At 47.7% G+C, this 16,964-nt stretch carries 13 protein-coding genes; 1 reads left to right on the top strand and 12 read right to left on the bottom strand.

The features are described from left to right. Positions 1 to 450 precede the first annotated feature (450 nt). Positions 451 to 1,524 (top strand): LacI family DNA-binding transcriptional regulator, encoded by a 1,074-nt coding sequence (locus B3Z75_RS10035; RefSeq protein WP_294071075.1) that lies wholly within the window; start codon positions 451 to 453, stop codon positions 1,522 to 1,524. 133 nt (positions 1,525 to 1,657) lie between these two features. Here B3Z75_RS10035 and B3Z75_RS10030 read toward each other — a convergent pair whose 3' ends face one another. From B3Z75_RS10030 to rodA, 12 genes are all read right to left on the bottom strand, one after another. After that, positions 1,658 to 3,970 (bottom strand): outer membrane beta-barrel family protein, encoded by a 2,313-nt coding sequence (locus tag B3Z75_RS10030; protein WP_294071072.1) that lies wholly within the window; start codon positions 3,968 to 3,970, stop codon positions 1,658 to 1,660. A 211-nt stretch (positions 3,971 to 4,181) separates the two neighbouring features. Beyond that, entirely contained in the window at positions 4,182 to 6,329 is a 2,148-nt protein-coding gene (gene scpA / locus B3Z75_RS10025; protein WP_294071069.1) for a methylmalonyl-CoA mutase, read from the bottom strand. Between the two features lie 122 nt (positions 6,330 to 6,451). After that, entirely contained in the window at positions 6,452 to 7,363 is a 912-nt protein-coding gene (locus B3Z75_RS10020; protein WP_294071066.1) for a prenyltransferase, read from the bottom strand. 114 nt (positions 7,364 to 7,477) lie between these two features. Then, on the bottom strand, positions 7,478 to 9,373 hold the full coding sequence (locus B3Z75_RS10015; protein ID WP_294071063.1) for a methylmalonyl-CoA mutase family protein: 1,896 nt from the start codon (positions 9,371 to 9,373) through the stop codon (positions 7,478 to 7,480). A gap of 154 nt (positions 9,374 to 9,527) precedes the next feature. Beyond that, positions 9,528 to 10,283, bottom strand: a complete 756-nt coding sequence (locus B3Z75_RS10010; protein ID WP_294071060.1) for a creatininase family protein — start codon at positions 10,281 to 10,283, stop codon at positions 9,528 to 9,530. 22 nt (positions 10,284 to 10,305) lie between these two features. After that, complete coding sequence (locus B3Z75_RS10005; RefSeq protein WP_294071057.1) at positions 10,306 to 11,169, bottom strand: LuxR C-terminal-related transcriptional regulator; 864 nt, start codon at positions 11,167 to 11,169, stop codon at positions 10,306 to 10,308. Between the two features lie 10 nt (positions 11,170 to 11,179). Further along, positions 11,180 to 11,521, bottom strand: a complete 342-nt coding sequence (locus B3Z75_RS10000) for a nitrous oxide-stimulated promoter family protein (RefSeq protein WP_294071054.1) — start codon at positions 11,519 to 11,521, stop codon at positions 11,180 to 11,182. Positions 11,522 to 11,606: 85 nt separating this feature from the next. After that, positions 11,607 to 12,296: a monofunctional biosynthetic peptidoglycan transglycosylase gene (gene mtgA, locus B3Z75_RS09995; protein WP_294071051.1), complete on the bottom strand. Its 690-nt coding sequence runs from the start codon at positions 12,294 to 12,296 to the stop codon at positions 11,607 to 11,609. A 126-nt stretch (positions 12,297 to 12,422) separates the two neighbouring features. Next, positions 12,423 to 13,694: a hypothetical protein gene (locus tag B3Z75_RS09990; RefSeq protein ID WP_294071048.1), complete on the bottom strand. Its 1,272-nt coding sequence runs from the start codon at positions 13,692 to 13,694 to the stop codon at positions 12,423 to 12,425. A gap of 23 nt (positions 13,695 to 13,717) precedes the next feature. Beyond that, positions 13,718 to 14,389 (bottom strand): tRNA (N6-threonylcarbamoyladenosine(37)-N6)-methyltransferase TrmO, encoded by a 672-nt coding sequence (gene tsaA / locus B3Z75_RS09985; RefSeq protein ID WP_294071045.1) that lies wholly within the window; start codon positions 14,387 to 14,389, stop codon positions 13,718 to 13,720. A 96-nt stretch (positions 14,390 to 14,485) separates the two neighbouring features. Beyond that, a complete protein-coding gene (locus B3Z75_RS09980; RefSeq protein ID WP_294071042.1) occupies positions 14,486 to 15,262 on the bottom strand; it encodes an SDR family NAD(P)-dependent oxidoreductase in 777 nt (258 codons plus the stop codon). A 235-nt stretch (positions 15,263 to 15,497) separates the two neighbouring features. Then, positions 15,498 to 16,958: a rod shape-determining protein RodA gene (gene rodA, locus B3Z75_RS09975; protein ID WP_294071108.1), complete on the bottom strand. Its 1,461-nt coding sequence runs from the start codon at positions 16,956 to 16,958 to the stop codon at positions 15,498 to 15,500. Positions 16,959 to 16,964 lie beyond the last annotated feature (6 nt).

The following is a 16,964-nucleotide window of genomic DNA, read 5'->3' as shown; positions in this document are numbered from 1 at the left end:
ATCGAACAGCTTTCCGGATGATATGGTATCTCTTTTTTTACTCTTTTGCACAAATATTCCATCACACCTTCATGGAATAATTAAAAAACATTGTTTATAAATATCAAATTCAGTCCGTTAATACATGAATTCAAAACCACCGGGAATAGATATACATATTAACACCCTATATATCAGGAACGTGTTGCTACACAATATTAGGACCGTGTTGCAACACAAAGATATGTGTTTTTTAAAGATAAGCTCCTGTTTTATGGTTAAATTTATATTATTATTTCTTAATGATTCACACTTTATCTATAAAACAATAAATAAAAAACACCTATCAAGCAATGATACAGGTTATTATACAATTTTACCAATAAAATCCATACCGTGTTGCTACACATTTAAAAATTTATATCTTTGTAATTAGAAATTTATTAATTTTCACGTCAATAAATATTGTATATGTCGAAAAGAATAACAATAAAAGATATTGCAAAGCTTGCAGGTGTATCAGTAGGCACGGTAGATCGCGTGCTTTATAACAGGGGGAGCGTATCGGAAGCAAGTCGGATTGCTATTGAAAAGGCCATTGAAAAGATGGAATATAAGCCGAATATTCACGTATCGGCACTCGCTTTAAGAAAAACATACAAACTTTGTATTACCATTCCTCAATTTACGGAGGGCGAATACTGGGACGCCCTGGAGAGTGGAATAAAAAGGGCAATAGAAAAATATGAAGGGGTTGATATTAGTGTGAAATTTTTCTATTACAATCAATTTGACATATATGACTGTAGAAAAACCTTTGACGAAGTAAGCAAATATGATGCGGATGCGGTTATCATAGGTCCGACTTTCAGAGACGAAACAATTTATCTTATTAGCCAACTCGAATACTTGAAGATTCCATATGTTTTTGTAGATTCAGTGGTTGAGAACACATCTCCACTCGCGTTTTTCGTGGCAGATCCATATACTTGCGGTTATATAATGTCAAAATTAATAACAGGACTAACACCATCTAATTCTGAATTAGTCTTATTCCAGGCTGAGAGAATTGGTGATGAAAGTGCTAACACAACAATTCTTAGAAAACGAGGTTTTTTAGCATATCTAAAAGACAAAAAACTCACAAACAAACTGCACAGTGTAATGTATTCCGCACTGGATTTAAGCAGGAATGACGATCTTATTGGAGATTATTTTGAAAAGAACCCAAACATTCATGGTGCAATTGTCCTGAATTCAAGAGGGCATGTGATTGCTGATTATTTTGAAAAAAAGAATATAAATAACATCAAATTAGTCTGCATCGATATGACGGAAAAGAATATTCACGCAATTAAATCAGGTTACATTGATTACTTAATCTGTCAAAGGCCAGATGCCCAGGGATACTTGGCAACAAAGTCAATTATTGAATATCTGGTTTACCGTCTACCCTTGAAAGTAGAAAATTATTTGCCTCTTGACATTTTGGTCAACGAAACGGTTTGTTTGTATGAGGAGTTTAACAATATTGATTATTTATGATGAAGGCTAGTAGTGGAAGATATCACTTTTTGACTTCATCACTTTAGCCTTACATGAAACCGAATACAGATGAGGGTGAATCACAATGTGATTTCACCCTCATCTGTCGTAAAATCGACTCCTTAACAGCAAATTAATTCATTCGGTTGATTTCCTTATCACCGGCGCCATTGCCTTTGTACCGGTTCTTAGCCGTGTTGAACTGATAACGCACCGTGAATTCCAGCTCGCGTGTATCCCACTTTGAGAACTGGTAAATATCGAGCCGGTCGTTATAGGCGAAGATGCCCATCTTCTGACCGTGGAAGAGGTCGTGTCCCTTGAGTGTAAGCGAAAGACGGTCTTGGAAAAGGAATTTGGTGATGCCTGCATTAACCACGTACTGGTTTTCCGTTGTACGAAAATTTTGGTGAAATCCCTTACCCTGGAAGCGCCCATCAACAGTAATCAGAAAACCCTTCGGTAGCGAGAATGAGTTATTGAGTGAGGCAACAAGTACGGGGCGGTTCATCCGTACATGCTCTCCTCGTATCTCCATATCGAGCCATTGGGAGTTGAGTCCGATGCTGGCCTGGGGACTCCATATTCCTACCTTGGGAGAGGCTGTCAGAAAAGCGGACAAGCTGGGCATATTATCCAGGTTGATCAGCGAGAGCAGGGTGACTGCCGGATTCTCTTCCAGTTGTTCAGCCCATTGAATGATGATGTCTTTCTCTTGTTTATAGGAGACCGCCAGTTGCAGGAAGCGCCAGGAGCCCATCAGCGAGACATCGTGCAAGGTTGAAGGTTTCAGGAAGGGGTTTCCCGTCTGCATGGTGAAACGATTGGCGTAGAAGATGTTGCTTCCCAGCTGCCAGTAGGCAGGACGAATAGTCTTGACGGAATAACTCATCTGCAATTGCACGTTGCCAAAGCTGTTGCTGTAGGTGAATGCCGGGAACCATTGGGCGTAGTGTCTGCTCTGTTCGGCATTTCTTTCGCCATCTGTAAAATAACCCCACTTCACATTTTCGTGACGCAGGCCTGCCGTGAACTGGCCCAATGAAGTGGAGTGGCTGTACTCGGTAAAGAAAGCCAGGTTCTGGTCATGAATGGCCGTGTTGGAAGAAGGAATCACCGGGTTGCTGGTTTGGTAGTCGTCTTCACGCCGCGTCTGGGTAAACTCGTTGCCAACCGTAAGGGTACCGCCCAATAGCGGATATGTGAGAATGGCGCGGCTTGCAATCAGTCGGTTGTGAATCTGGTTGGCAGAGTGGATCAGGCGATCGTCAAACTCCTCGCTGGTCTCGGTGATATTGGAGATGGAGGTCTGGCTGCTGCGGTAGAGGTCACCGTTAAAATCGACTGTCAGCTTGCCGAAGGTGCCATTGTAGTATCCATTGATCCGGTGGCGGGGGCGCTGCTCCTGCTGCTGGTTGTCGCGACTCACCCAGCGGTCGTAGAAAAAGCCGTTGGCAAAGACATCGCTGGTAGTATTGGCCGTTGCTCCGTTATTTCCAGGGAAGGTGGTCAGGGTATACTTCACCCCTGCCTGATGTTTGGGAGAAAATTCATAATTGATGCCGCCCACGGCGGTGAAGGGGTTGGAGAGGCCATCTACCCTGAGCTGATTTTGCTGTGTCCAGAGGGTGTCTACGTAGGTACTCTGCCGAATGACGCTTTCCTGCAGGTAGGCATATCGTTCGTACTTGACGGTACCAAAGAGGTCCCAGCCGTTGTTCCGATAGTTGATGTTGAGTTGCTGCCGCAGGTCGGTATTCTCCGTCTGCAGATAGGTGGATCGGAGGTCGAACCCGAAGCCATCACCCACTTTACGTACGGTATAGATACGGATAATTGCTTTCACGGAGGCGTCGTAGCGCGCTCCGGGATTGTAAACAATCTCCACCTCCCGGATATCGGCAGAGCTGATCCGGTCGAGCTCCGACTCGTCGCGCATCTCCCGGTTGTTGATGTAGATCTTGGCGGCTCCTTTGCCGAATATCTCAAAGGCGCCGTCATCACCCGTCACCGCCGGGAGCCTTTTCAGTACATCGTTGGCGGTACCCGCCTTACTCAGCACCGTGTTCTCCACCGAGGCCACCAAGGCATCGCTCCGTACCCGTATCCGGGGTAGATCGCCGTTGACCACCAGCTCACCCAACTCGGTGGTTTCAGGTGACAAGGCGATAAGTTGATCTTTTGATGCCTCCACCATCCGGGTTTCGTACCCGACAAAGGATACTTTGAGAAAGGCGTCACTGCTGTAGTTAGCATTGAGGGTAAACTGACCCTCCTGGTTGGTAATGGTTCCGGCAATCAGCGCGGAGTCGGGTACGGTATAAAGTGCCACATTGGCAAATTCTATGGGATTGCTGTCAGTATCCTGTACCGTACCGTGTATCTGTGCATGAATGGGCAAAAGAATGCCGCCCAAAAGAAAGAATAGAACTATTTTCTGTATCATAACTGTTTTTTGTTTGAATGGAAAACCGTTGAGTTGCCGTGAAAGGAATTGATTGCGCGCGGTGAAATTCCTGCATCGGGTGTTATCACTTTTTCTGGTGATATGACACACGCTCTATTCTTTCGGTTACAAAAAAAATCCGCTCCCCTGCCCGTCTTGTTAAAACGGGGTTGGGGAGCGGAATGGTAATGATATAAATCGTACCCGACGGTTACTCGTCCATCAGCACATGCATGATGTCGCAGGCCGATTTGGTGACGGAGGTTCCGGGGCCAAAGATGGCTGCTACGCCGGCACGGTAGAGAAAATCGTAGTCCTGCGCGGGAATCACACCCCCGGCAATCACAACGATGTCGGGGCGGCCCAGACGCTTCAGCTCTTCGATTACCTGCGGCACCAGTGTCTTGTGTCCGGCAGCCAGCGAAGAGACCCCCAGCACATGTACATCGTTCTCCACAGCCTGACGGGCAGCCTCAGCCGGTGTCTGGAACAGAGGTCCCATGTCCACGTCGAAACCACAGTCGGCATAGCCCGTAGCTACCACCTTGGCACCTCGGTCGTGCCCGTCCTGGCCCATCTTGGCGACCATGATCCTGGGCCTGCGCCCTTCTTTCCGGGCAAACTTATCGGTAAGTGCACGCGCTTCCTCGAGCGTTGCATCTGCTTTTGATTCTGATGAATACACGCCTGAAATTGTTCTGATGATTGCATTATAACGTCCCACTACCTTCTCGCAGGCATCGGAGATTTCACCCAATGTTGCACGCACCCGTGCTGCTTCTACCGACAAGGCAAGGAGGTTGCCTTCTTTGGTTTCCACACAGTGGGTGATGGCATCCAGCGCTTTTTGTACCGCTTCGTTATCGCGGGTCGCTCTCAGCTGATTCAACCGCTCTACCTGCTGCTTACGCACTTCGGTATTGTCGATATCCAGAATATCGATGGGGTCTTCCTGTTCCAGTCTGTAGCGGTTTACGCCGATGATTGCCTGTACGCCGGAATCGATACGGGCCTGTGTACGTGCGGCAGCCTCCTCAATACGCATCTTGGGAATGCCTGTTTCGATCGCTTTGGCCATACCGCCCAGCTTTTCGATCTCTTCAATGAGGGTCCATGCCTTATCTACCAGCTCCTGGGTGAGTGATTCCACGTAATAGGAACCGGCCCACGGATCTACCTGCCTTGTAATCTGCGTCTCTTCCTGGATGTATATCTGGGTATTTCGGGCGATGCGAGCCGAGAAATCGGTCGGCAACGCAATGGCCTCATCCAGCGCGTTGGTATGGAGCGACTGGGTGTGTCCCAGGGCAGCAGCCATCGCCTCTAAGCAGGTGCGTCCTACGTTGTTGAAGGGATCCTGTTCGGTGAGCGACCATCCTGATGTCTGTGAGTGCGTGCGCAAAGCCATCGACTTGGGATTTTCAGCACCGAAGCTCTTCACGATCTTCGCCCACAGCAGACGTCCTGCCCGTAACTTGGCAATCTCCATGAAATGGTTCATCCCGATACCCCAGAAGAACGACAATCGCGGGGCAAACTTATCCACCGGAATGCCTGCATCCATGCCAGCACGAAGGTACTCGATTCCGTCGGCCAGCGTATATGCCAGCTCAATATCGGCGGTGGCACCGGCCTCCTGCATATGGTACCCCGAGATGGAGATCGAGTTGAACTTGGGCATCTTCTGTGAGGTAAACTCAAAGATGTCGGCAATAATTTTCATGGAGAATTCGGGCGGATAGATGTAGGTGTTGCGCACCATGAACTCCTTCAGGATATCGTTCTGGATGGTTCCTGCCATCTCTTCCAGCTTGGCTCCCTGCTCCTGTGCAGCCACGATGTAAAATGCCAGGATGGGCAGTACGGCGCCGTTCATGGTCATGGAGACCGACATTTTGTTCAGAGGGATACCGTCAAACAGGATCTTCATGTCTTCCACAGAGCAGATGGAGACTCCCGCTTTACCCACGTCGCCCACCACTCGCTCATTATCGGCATCGTAACCGCGATGTGTGGGAAGGTCGAAAGCCACGGAAAGTCCTTTTTGTCCCGATGCCAGGTTACGGCGGTAGAAAGCGTTGGACTCTTCAGCCGTGGAGAAGCCGGCATACTGACGGATGGTCCAGGGACGCATCACATACATGGTAGAATAAGGCCCGCGCAGGTAAGGAGCTATTCCGGCAGCATAGTTCAAATGCTCCATGCCCTCGAGGTCCTCTTTGGTATACACGGGTTTCACCGGTATCTGTTCCGGTGTGAGCCAATCGGCTTTGATTTCATTCTTTTCAGCCCACTCGTTTGCGTCGACGGCCGAAAAACCATCCGATTGAATGTCTATTTCCTTAAAATTAGGTTTCATATTATTTGGACTTGTTTTTTATTTTTTATTTCCGATTACAAATTTCTGAGTTCTTATTTCCACATCGTTAATATTGCTTATTAATTCACGTTCTGTATGTTGATTTTGTAACATATTCAATATTAAATGTAGGGAGCAATAAAATTGGCTACTGCCAGCAAGAGACTGAATATCAAGACCAGTTTGGCTGTTTGACCATCAAGAAAACAGATAATCCCCAAATCATTCATCGTGGCCCTTTTTATGGATTTGATGTTTCGGATCGCGAGCGGGAAACTAAACAGCACCAGAAACGCCAGTGGGCTAAGCAGCTTTCCCATAACCGCGAAGGCGATCACCAGATAGGAGACCAGCAACAAGGTTTGGTAAGCAACCTGAGAACCTTCGAGGCCCAGAATCATTGCCCGGGTACGAATACCGGCAGCCTTATCCTGCAGCATATCGCGGGTATTGTTGGCGTGAAGGATAGCCACAACAAGCAATCCGGTGGGAACGACCACCAGCAGGGTCTTCCATATAAGCTGGCCGGTCATCACATACACCATTCCCATGGCAATGGAAAGCCCATAACAAACGAAGATGAGGAGATCACCCAACCCCGCGTACTTGAACTTATAGTACAGTGTGGAGCTGATGATGCCAATGCCACCAATGATCAGAAGGGGCCAGCCGCTCTTCAAAAAGAGCCACACCCCCACCCCAATACCCGCGAAGAGCATTGTATAGCCGTAATAAAGAACCGTCCCGGGCTTGAACAGGCCTTCTACAATCAGGCGCCGGGGACCGGTTTTCTCTTTTACATCTACCCCACTCACAAAATCGTGGTATTCGCCAATCAGGTTGCCGGCAAGATGGAACAGGACAACACCCAAAAGAGCCACAATGCCATTGGCCCGGTTCACTTCGCCAATTGCACCTGTCTTATTGAGATAAAACACATAAGAAAGGGCGACCAGCGCCGGAGATACCGAGGCGGGAAGAGCCCACGGGTGGGCCACCAGAATCCAGTTTTTTAATTTTCCTTCTCCGTCCATTCTGCGGCTTTCTGTTTGTCTGTTGTCTGCACTCAGCTTTCTGCTTGTCAGTTGGTGATGGATTATTCTGAATCTTGCATCTCGATTCTTGATTCTTGGTTTTAGAATCTTAAATCACAACAGTTTCTCGTTGAACATTTGCAATGTTTCCAGCACGTTGCTACGAACGTGGATAAAATACTCAATACCTGCTGCTTTCAACTCGTCCATGCATGCAGGGGCGCCGGCTACCACAAACAATTCCTTGCCGTCCTTGAGCAGGTTGAACGCTTCGGGGGCATACGTGACATATTCGTCGTCGCTGGAACAAAGCACCACCACATCAGCTCCTTGTTCACGGGCTGCCTGTACGCCTTCTTCCACGGTGTTGAAACCGAGATTGTCAATCAGGTCATAACCGGCCGAGGCGAAGAAGTTGCTCGAAAACTGTGAGCGAGCCAGACGCATGGCCAGGTTACCGATGGTGAGCATAAACACTTTGGGTGTTTTTTCACTTTGTTCGGTCGCCAGGCGTAATGCATTGAATGCATCGGCAAGACGCTTTGTATTGAGCTTCTTAAGGGGTGTGGGGGCATCATTTGCACCGCAGCCACAGCCGTGCGATTCTTTGTCTTCCATTTTCCCGGCAACAGTCTCCCGAAAATTGGGGTACTGGTTGGTGCCAAGCAATATCTCTTTGCGGTTGGCCGCAGCCTGGGAACGGGCGTCCGCAGAAGCATTGATTGCGTCTTGCACGGTGCCGGCCTTCAGGGCAGCATAAAATCCTGTTTCTTCCGTTTTAAGGAAGAGCCTCCATGCCTGCTGAGCCAACGAATCGGTAAGGGTCTCTATGTAATAAGAACCTGCAGAAGGATCGGTTATCTTATCGAAGTGAGCTTCCTCCTTCAGTAGCAGTTGCTGATTCACGGCAATGCGTTCTGCAAAAGCAGTAGGTGTTTCAAACGTCTCGTCGAAGGGGCGCACTGTCAGTGAATCTACAGCACCGATGGTGGCCGACATGGCTTCGGTTTGTGTGCGCAACAGGTTCACATAGGGGTCGTAAAGCGACTGGTTGAATTGGGATGTCGTTGCGTGTATGTTCATCTTCGCTGCACAACGGCAGGTACCATCCACGGCTTTGTTGTCGCAATCGTGCGCACAGGGAGGCTTGTGGGCGTTCACGATCTCGGCCCACAACCAGCGGGCAGCTCTGAATTTGGCAATCTCCATGAAGTAGTTGGAGCCCACACCAAATTCGAACTTTATTTTTTTGGCAGCTGTAGAGGGATCAATACCGTTCTCTATCAGCTCCGACAATACCTGATTGCCGTATGATAAGCTGTAGCCCAGCTCCTGGTAACTATATGCGCCAGCATCGTTCATTCTGTTGCCGGTCACGGAGATGGCGCGGTAGCGTGGAAGAGGTGCGGTAATCTGTACAAGCTCCACTGCTTTTTCCACCCAATTGGGTTCGTCCATTCCTTTTTTCAGAATCTTTCTGAAGGGGTCAAACTCAATGGAGCCAAAACACTCCATAACATTCAGGTTCTGCGCCTTGACATAATCGACCACCAACCGGGCCATTTCAGCAGTACGCGAAATGCATGTACGGAAGTTCAACTCCACCTTGTCGGGTGCTATACCCCGAAGTAGAATCTCCATATTTTCTGCCGAAAGTGCATTCTTCGGCAAACGGAAACCAAAAGAGGTAACTCCGCGTTCCAAAAGTGCCAACGCTTTTTTGTTGGCTTCGGCAAAATCCTGCACATCGATCTCCTGACGCACATACCACACATTGTCCTTTTTGGTGCCACGAACATAGGGAAATTGCCCCGGTAGGTTCTCCAAGGCGGGGAAACCTTCTACGTCTTCTGCACGATAGAAAGGATTTACTTGAAACCCTTCGTTGGTTCTCCACACCAGTCTTTTTTGAAAATCAGCCCCTTTCAGGTCTTTGGTCACTACTTCCATCCACTCTTCGGTGGTGACGGGAGGAAAATCAGTGAAAAGTTTTTCTCTCTGTTTACTCATATTGACTTCAATTATTATTTTGATGTTTTATCTTATGCTTTACATGTTCCAAGAACTACCTGGCTGCTGCAGAAAGAACAGACAAAAATAGGATAATTTATGCGCTTTAAAAAGCATTATCCGGCTTATTTGTTCTTACTCAGCAATAAAAAGCCTAGGGTGCCTCTTTCAAATCGACAAGCAGTTCCCTGATTTTTTCGGTCACAGCCAGTACGTAACGGGCACCCTTCTCGGCTGTCGATTTTTTCGGGTTGCCAATACCGGTATCCGATGAAATTTCGTCCCAGTGACGGGGCATCCACCCTATTTTCTTATCTATTGCAGCTATTTTCGAGGGGGACACACTACCATCTCCGGCCTGCTCCATTGCGACAAGACCCGGATGGTAGTGAAGCATCACGGAAGTTTCCTGTTCGCCGGCATGCTCATCGGGTTTCTCCTCAAAATACTCACCGGTAGGAACGATGCCGTACCAGTCGGCCACCACCACCCTGAAATCGGGAAATGTCATCCCCAGGTCCCTGATATATGGCTTGAAGCTGTTTCCACCATGTCCGTTGATGATGACCAGTTTCCGGAATCCTTGTCCGTGAAGGGAGGTCACAATATCGGCGAGAATCGCTTTCTGTGTTTCACTACGGGTATGAACACAAAAAGGCTTGTTCCACTGTCCCCCGTTTTGGGATCCAAACCAGACGGGAGGCAACACCATACAGGTTACACCCTGCTCGTAGGCCTTGTCGGCACTGTCGCAGGCAATCTCGTAGGTGAGGATGCAGTCCGTCAGGTATGGGAGATGGTAGTTGTGAGGCTCAATTGCTCCCCAGGGGAGGATGGCCAGGTCGTATTTATGCTCTTTTACTTCTCCGTAGTTGACAAGCGGCGCACGAAGGAAACTATTTTTTGACATACACTTGTTTTGGGTAAAAAAATCACATTGATATCAACCCGTTACGGATACAATAGAAGGTAAGTCCCGAGACAGTTTTGATACCTGTTTTGGCAATAATATTTTTACGGTGCGTAAGGACCGTATTGTGGCTGATATTCAGTTCGTCGGCAATCTCTTTGTTGAGATAACCTCTCACAATGAGTTTCAGTATTTCCGTTTCACGATTGGTCAGCTGGCGGTCGGGGTCTTCCTTTTGGGAATCGTGTTCGTTGGAAATCGTGTCTTGCAGCTGCTTTATTCCCGACAAGTCCAGCTCACTCAGCTTAGGCCGGAGAACCCTGTCACGCAACCTGTTATGAGCCGCAAGGTCTTTTTCAAAAGAGTGCAGGGAATAGATTACGGCATAACTCAGGTTCTGGTTGTGCTCCACCGAGAGGTGCTTGATGAGAATACTTTTCAGGTCGTGCAACAAATCGTCCGGGAAATCATCGGTATACTCGGTATGTTTTTGCAGGTGATCGGTCATCCTCTCCTTGAACTTCAAAAACAACATGCGTAGCATCCCCAGTTCTTTGTTATCGGCGCCACTTGTGGCAATCAGCGCATTGAGGTGAACCTCAATATTGGGCACCAGATCGTGGATATAATTTTCCACCGTATGGCGAAAGTAGTCGGCAATTGATTCGGCATCAAACAATGGAAGCGATGCATCGGGACTATAAGATTCATCGAGGTAGACATTGAGTACCGTCAGAATGAAATCGGGATTCAGTTGAAATTCCTCGCATAGATCCCCCACAGTTTTATCGCTCACACCAATCCGTAGGCCAAAACGGTTCAGTACGGGAATTAATTCATTATGCTCAGCGAGCACATCGGCCATCACACTATGAGGATTCAGCAAGGGCACTTATTCAGTTTTTTGGGGTTGATTTGATTTTTGCCGCAAAATGGCGGTCACGCTGGCGTTCTTTGTAAAAATGCTTCACGGCGTCTATCGGATGGAGGAACAACATGGGGGGGCCTGCAGTACGCATCACCTCTTTTATCTTCTGACGCATATCGCTTTTATAACAATGAATGGGACACGAGGCGCAGGTGGGTTTCTCTTCTCCGTACGGACAACGTTCCAGTCGCTGGGACGCATACGTCAGCAACGCGTTACATTCATCACACAGCTGTTTTCCGGAACCATGCATGGATCGACAATAAATGGAGATCATCCTGGCGACGACTTTTTTTTCTCCAGCGTTCATTCGCTCTACTTTTATTGAGTCGTAAAAGTAGCGATTTTCTTTCTCCTTGCCAAATATAATACCCTGTTCTTCGGAGGCATCGCCCTTATTTTTTGTGCCGATCTTCCTGCAGGCAGACGTTTTGCATCTGGCGAAGAATATGAGACTGTCTTCTTTTCATGTAGGATGATGGATTTTTGGAACTGTAGATCATGGGATTGGGCAACGTGGCTGCAATCAGGGCCGACTGAGAAGACGACAACTTCTTTGCTGTGGTGTTAAAATGAAGGCGTGCTACTGCTTCGGCTCCGTAGATTCCCCTGCCGGTCTCCATGCTGTTAAGGTAGACTTCCAGAATCCGCTCTTTGGGCCAAATTAACTCTATGAGCAAGGTAAAATAGGCTTCCAGCCCTTTCCGGGACCAGGAAGAACGGGGCCACAAAAAAAGGTTCTTGGCTGTTTGTTGAGAGATGGTGCTTGCACCCCGGGCCTTTTTGCGGATTTTGTTCTCCTGCAGGGCTTTTTTAATTTCCACACGGTCAAATCCATGATGAAGATAAAAACGTTGGTCTTCCGACGCAATCACGGCTCGTTTCAGATGATCGGAAATCTGATCGTAGGAGACCCATTTATGATGGAGACGGGGAGTCTCGCCCTGAGCAAGAGATTGCACCACGCGGATTCCCATGAGCGGTGTAAAATAAACCGGCACAAAGCGGAAAAGCAATACTCCCCCGATGGAGAGTATCAAAAACCACATGATCAGCTTCGCAAAAAAACGCACTATTTTTCTCATCAACGCACCTCTTTGAATTTGAACCGCAAAGTTAAAAAAAAATCAGAGAAGGAGTCTCTACCGCAATAAGAAAGGGTTTATATTTAATGATCTGTCGATGATCGCGTTCGCTGTCCGATATCGGTTTTATTTTTTCCGCGACAACAAATAATCTCCGGTTGCTGTCTTCTCAATAAAGTAGCCTTGGTTCAGCTTTATCTCCCATCCTTCCCCGGTAACTTTGTCGCCCATGATTTCGAGCGGCTCGGAAACAATTACCCATCGCCAGTCCGATCTCAACAATGCCCCTCCGCCCTCCACAGTAAGTATGCCCCATTGATCGCTTATTTGAATGGACGGATACACTATTCCCTCATCCTCATCCAGGGGAATCACATTTTGAAAATCGAACGAAAGGTTTATCTCTCCCAGACGGATTTCCAAATGCGGAGACTCTAAAAACTTTTCCCGATACAGATCAAGTCGTGCTCTGTGAGAAATCTCCCTCTTCCGTTCTTCTTCGGCAATAACCCTTCCATTGTATTCCTCTGCCAGCTGTTTTACATAGGATAGCAGAATAATGCGCATATCCATTCCGAAAGAATCCGAAAAGAATACGGTAATATCTGTTTCTGTGTCGATTTTCTTGTTCCAGTAATTGTCTTTCTGATAAAGAAAAAAGCCGTACACCGGAACCGTTTCATAGGCAAAGGAACGAACATAGGAAGGGAGCTCTTCAAATGCAGTAATTCGGGTAATGAGGTAATTCCGCCACTCCCACTTATCGCGTCCACTCATCATTTGTCCGGTATAGGTAGCCAGCCCTTCCATCAGCTCAAGGCTATTCTCCGAGGTTTCCGCCCCTCTGAAAAGCAAATGCCGGTATTTACGGAAGATGAGAGCATTTCGCAGATGCTCCTCTGCCTGGGGCAGACGGCGGGCTTGCAATGCCTCTCGGAGAGCAGCTATTTCGAGTCTCAGAAAAATCCGCCCCTCCTTATCGTCCAGATGGACATTCTCATCTCGCAGGAATTCAAAGCCCAGCGATGATTGAGCAACGTGAAACAGCTCGTGGGTCATGAGATCCACCCTGTCGTGTTTTTGAAGGGGCAGAGGTAGTTTTACCATGGCCCAATGGACACCATTCCAGGGAGTATCGGTGTTGGCAATGGTAATTTCGACAGGCAATATACCGCTGAAAACGCCTTCTTCGGGTTTTAGTATTCCTGCCTTGTCCGCCACATTTGCATATACCTGCCGCGTTTCGGGATCCACGATAAGAAGGGGACCGTAGATATCTTTGTCCCACAGGTCGGCATGCTGCTTTGTGGCTTCTCTTACTTCACTGAAATACAAAGAAATGCTATCTACGGGAAGTTGCGTTGCATGTGCACCGGCGACTTCTAAGAGTAAACTCATCAGCCATATTCCAGCGTGGTATTTCATTGTCGCGTTATGTCAGTCACCGTCAGTTTTTTTCCTTTTACAGTAAACCGGATGTTCATTCCGGCAAAAGTAATCCCGTATACCCTTTCAGGATCATCCTGATAGGAGGGCCTCGGATCGTTGGCCAGGACTTCCTTCAAAGCGGTGCATTTCTCACCGGGTATCTCTGCCAACAAGGCTTCGGGCAAATCGACCGACAGTTCGGACTCCTCAAGAGGTTCGACAAAACCACTCACAGCATCGGGATGGCTGTCGGCATACACGATGTAGGGTTTTATATCGTAAATAGGCGTCCCGTCCATCAGATCGGCACCCAGGACATGCAACACAGGCCCTTCCGGCGTTCGCAATTCTATTCGCTCAAGCCGCACCGAAGAGAGCCCGATGGGATTCGGCCGGAAAGGAGAGCGTGTAGCAAAGACGCCCAATCGTTTATTGCCACCAAGACGTGGCGGACGCACCATGGGCGACCAATCCACCCTCAGCGTTTCGGTAAATTTCCAGATGAGCCAGATGTGGGAGAACCCCTCCAGCCCGCGTAACGCTTCGGCATTGCGATATCCGGGTTCAAAGACAATCCTTCCTTTCAGCGTCTCAATCATTCCACTCTGTCGGGGAATACCAAATTTGGTGGAAAAATCGGTATGTATGCGTGCAATTATTTTCATACGACTATTTTACTCATCCTTCACGGAGTATGAAACTCGTAAATAATCACATCATTGGACGTAAAGACATGATCATGCTCTTTTCATCCATCCTCCTTATTGCTGCATTATTTTCGCCGACAGGCGGGTTACCCATTTTCTGGGCAAAAAACGAATACCAAAGGGAGCCAGTTTGTTCATCTGACCGTGAATGACGACAGGCTTGCCTCTCATCATCGCCTTATACCCCAGCGACGCTACTTCCCCGGCACCAGCAATCCGTACATGCTTCACCAACCGGGAAGCATTCATCTTCGACACTTCACCGAAATGGGTGCTTGTAGGGCCGGGACAGAGGGTGGTCACACTGATCTGCTCCTGCCCAAACTCATGGGCCAGTGCTTCCGAAAGATGGAGTACAAACGATTTCGTGGCAAAGTAAACGGCCATCATGGGCCCCGGCTGGAATGCCGCCGTTGATGACACATTAAGGATCCTGCCGGCTTTACGTCCTTTCCAGTCGTTGGCAAAAAGATACGTAAGATGGGTAAGGGTTGTTATGTTGAGGGTAATCATCCTTTCATGACAATTCCACTCTGCATCCAGAAAACGGCCATAGTTGCCAAAGCCGGCATTATTCACCAGATAATCGGTATCGATCCCTCTTGTTTTCACTTCGCTGAAAACAGCCTGAGCTGCATCAGGTTGAGAGAGGTCGGCCGCAACGATATGCACCGAAACAGCGTAGTCCTCCTCCAGTTCTTCTTTCAGCGTCACTAATAAATCGGCACTGCGGGCGACCAACACCAAATTACAGCCATCCTTAGCAAAAAGAAATGCCAATTCTCTCCCTATTCCTTTCGAAGCGCCGGTAATCAATGCGGTTTTACTCATTATCAATCAATTTGGAACAAAATTAAACTATTTTCTTTCATTCCTGTCAAACATACAGATAAATTTGAAGAGATTTCACCTTGCCGGGGCAGGGCGAAGATGAGATTGCAGGAAACAGGAAAGACCATTCATGAGGATTTCCTCTACTAATTTCCTTGCAATATTTAATTAAATTGGGTTCTAATTGATCGGGCGTACGCTGATTGTGATAATTGGGGTACGCTCTTTATATATACTAGGTCCGCTTGCGCGATTTATCGATGCGGAGAAAGATAAAGAGCAGGATGGTAAATCCCCACAACGAAGAGCCGCCGTAGCTAAAAAAAGGCAGCGGAATGCCAATCACCGGCATGATGCCGATCACCATCCCGATATTGACAAGCAGGTGAAAGATGAATATGCTCACCACTCCATATCCGTATGTCCGCCCAAAAGTAGTGGTCTGCCGTTCGGCCAGGTTCAGCAACCGCAGAATAAAGGCCATAAACAGAATCAGAGTAAGGGTGGATCCGATAAACCCGTGCTCTTCACCAATGGTGCAGAAAATAAAATCGGTATCCTGCTCGGGCACATATTTTAATTTTGTCTGAGTCCCGTTGAGAAAACCTTTCCCTGTAAGCCCTCCCGATCCGATGGCAATCTTTGACTGGCCCACATGATACCCAGCCCCACTCAGATCCTGCTCCATGCCCAGGGTTACCTTGATACGCATTTGCTGATGCGGTTGTAACACGTCATAAAAAACATACTCTACCGACTCCAGAAAAACAAGCGATCCCAACATAAACAGGAATATGTACAAATAATGCTTTTTACGGTATCGGAAAAACATATAAATGAGGTAGACGGCAACCAACGAGAAGGCAATCAGAGCAGTGATTCCCCAGTCGATCTGTATCGAAAAAAGGGAAATCACATAGGCCGCAAAAAAAGTAACGCCCATGAGTAAAAGAGTGAATAAAGCTGCTTTCATCCTTTTCATGTAATTCCATACCATGGCACCAGCAAAACTGATGATCAGAATGATCGTGATCAGTTCTCCTTCTGAGAAGAAACCGATTTGTACGTCCGAGAATTTTACTCCCAGAACAAAATAAATGACCGACGCTATTCCCATAAAAAGAACTCCACCTGGAAGCCCTTCCCTATACATTACCAATAGGAAGCTCAGGTAAACCAGTGCCGTTCCCGTTTCACTCTGTGCAATTACCAGCAATACGGGTAGTAAAATGATGCTGCTCACCATGAGTAGGTTTTTTCGTTCCATCAAACGAAATCCGTACGAATTGAATACTCTTGCCAGTGCCAGCGCAATGGTAAACTTCATAAATTCGGCAGGCTGTAAACGTACTGGCCCGATGATCAGCCAGGAACGGGACCCGTTAATCTCTTGAGCCACAAGCAGGGTGATTACCAGCAGACCGATTCCTATCAGATAAAAAAGAAATGCATAGGTTTCATAAAAACCAACTTCTATTTTTAGCAAAGCAAATGCCAACAGCAGGGAAGTGCCTATCCAAACCAGTTGCATCCCAGCCCTGCCCGACAGATCGAACAGGCTGGTCGCATTCTCCAGATCAAAACTGGCAGCATAGATATTGAGCCATCCGAGCAACACAAAAAGAAGGTAAAAGCCGACCGTGACCCAGTCCACTTTTCCTTTTTCTACGATCTCTCTGCTTCCCTGATAAACCATGTTGAG

The organism is Proteiniphilum sp. UBA1028 (assembly GCF_002316955.1).
GTDB lineage: Bacteria > Bacteroidota > Bacteroidia > Bacteroidales > Dysgonomonadaceae > Proteiniphilum.
The sequence above is the reverse complement of the archived record's forward strand: the minus strand, read 5'-3'. Positions and strand labels throughout refer to the sequence as shown.

What these genes read in the sequence shown, in the direction of transcription:
- B3Z75_RS10015 (WP_294071063.1), bottom strand. Translation starts at nt 9,373, where the DNA reads ATGAGTAAACAGAGAGAAAAACTTTTCACTGATTTTCCTCCCGTCACC.
- scpA (WP_294071069.1), bottom strand. Translation starts at nt 6,329, where the DNA reads ATGAAACCTAATTTTAAGGAAATAGACATTCAATCGGATGGTTTTTCG.
- tsaA (WP_294071045.1), bottom strand. Translation starts at nt 14,389, where the DNA reads ATGAAAATAATTGCACGCATACATACCGATTTTTCCACCAAATTTGGT.
- rodA (WP_294071108.1), bottom strand. Translation starts at nt 16,958, where the DNA reads ATGGTTTATCAGGGAAGCAGAGAGATCGTAGAAAAAGGAAAAGTGGAC.
- B3Z75_RS10020 (WP_294071066.1), bottom strand. Translation starts at nt 7,363, where the DNA reads ATGGACGGAGAAGGAAAATTAAAAAACTGGATTCTGGTGGCCCACCCG.
- B3Z75_RS09990 (WP_294071048.1), bottom strand. Translation starts at nt 13,694, where the DNA reads ATGAGTTTACTCTTAGAAGTCGCCGGTGCACATGCAACGCAACTTCCC.
- B3Z75_RS10000 (WP_294071054.1), bottom strand. Translation starts at nt 11,521, where the DNA reads ATGAACGCTGGAGAAAAAAAAGTCGTCGCCAGGATGATCTCCATTTAT.
- B3Z75_RS10010 (WP_294071060.1), bottom strand. Translation starts at nt 10,283, where the DNA reads ATGTCAAAAAATAGTTTCCTTCGTGCGCCGCTTGTCAACTACGGAGAA.
- B3Z75_RS10030 (WP_294071072.1), bottom strand. Translation starts at nt 3,970, where the DNA reads ATGATACAGAAAATAGTTCTATTCTTTCTTTTGGGCGGCATTCTTTTG.
- mtgA (WP_294071051.1), bottom strand. Translation starts at nt 12,296, where the DNA reads ATGAGAAAAATAGTGCGTTTTTTTGCGAAGCTGATCATGTGGTTTTTG.
- B3Z75_RS09980 (WP_294071042.1), bottom strand. Translation starts at nt 15,262, where the DNA reads ATGAGTAAAACCGCATTGATTACCGGCGCTTCGAAAGGAATAGGGAGA.
- B3Z75_RS10035 (WP_294071075.1), top strand. Translation starts at nt 451, where the DNA reads ATGTCGAAAAGAATAACAATAAAAGATATTGCAAAGCTTGCAGGTGTA.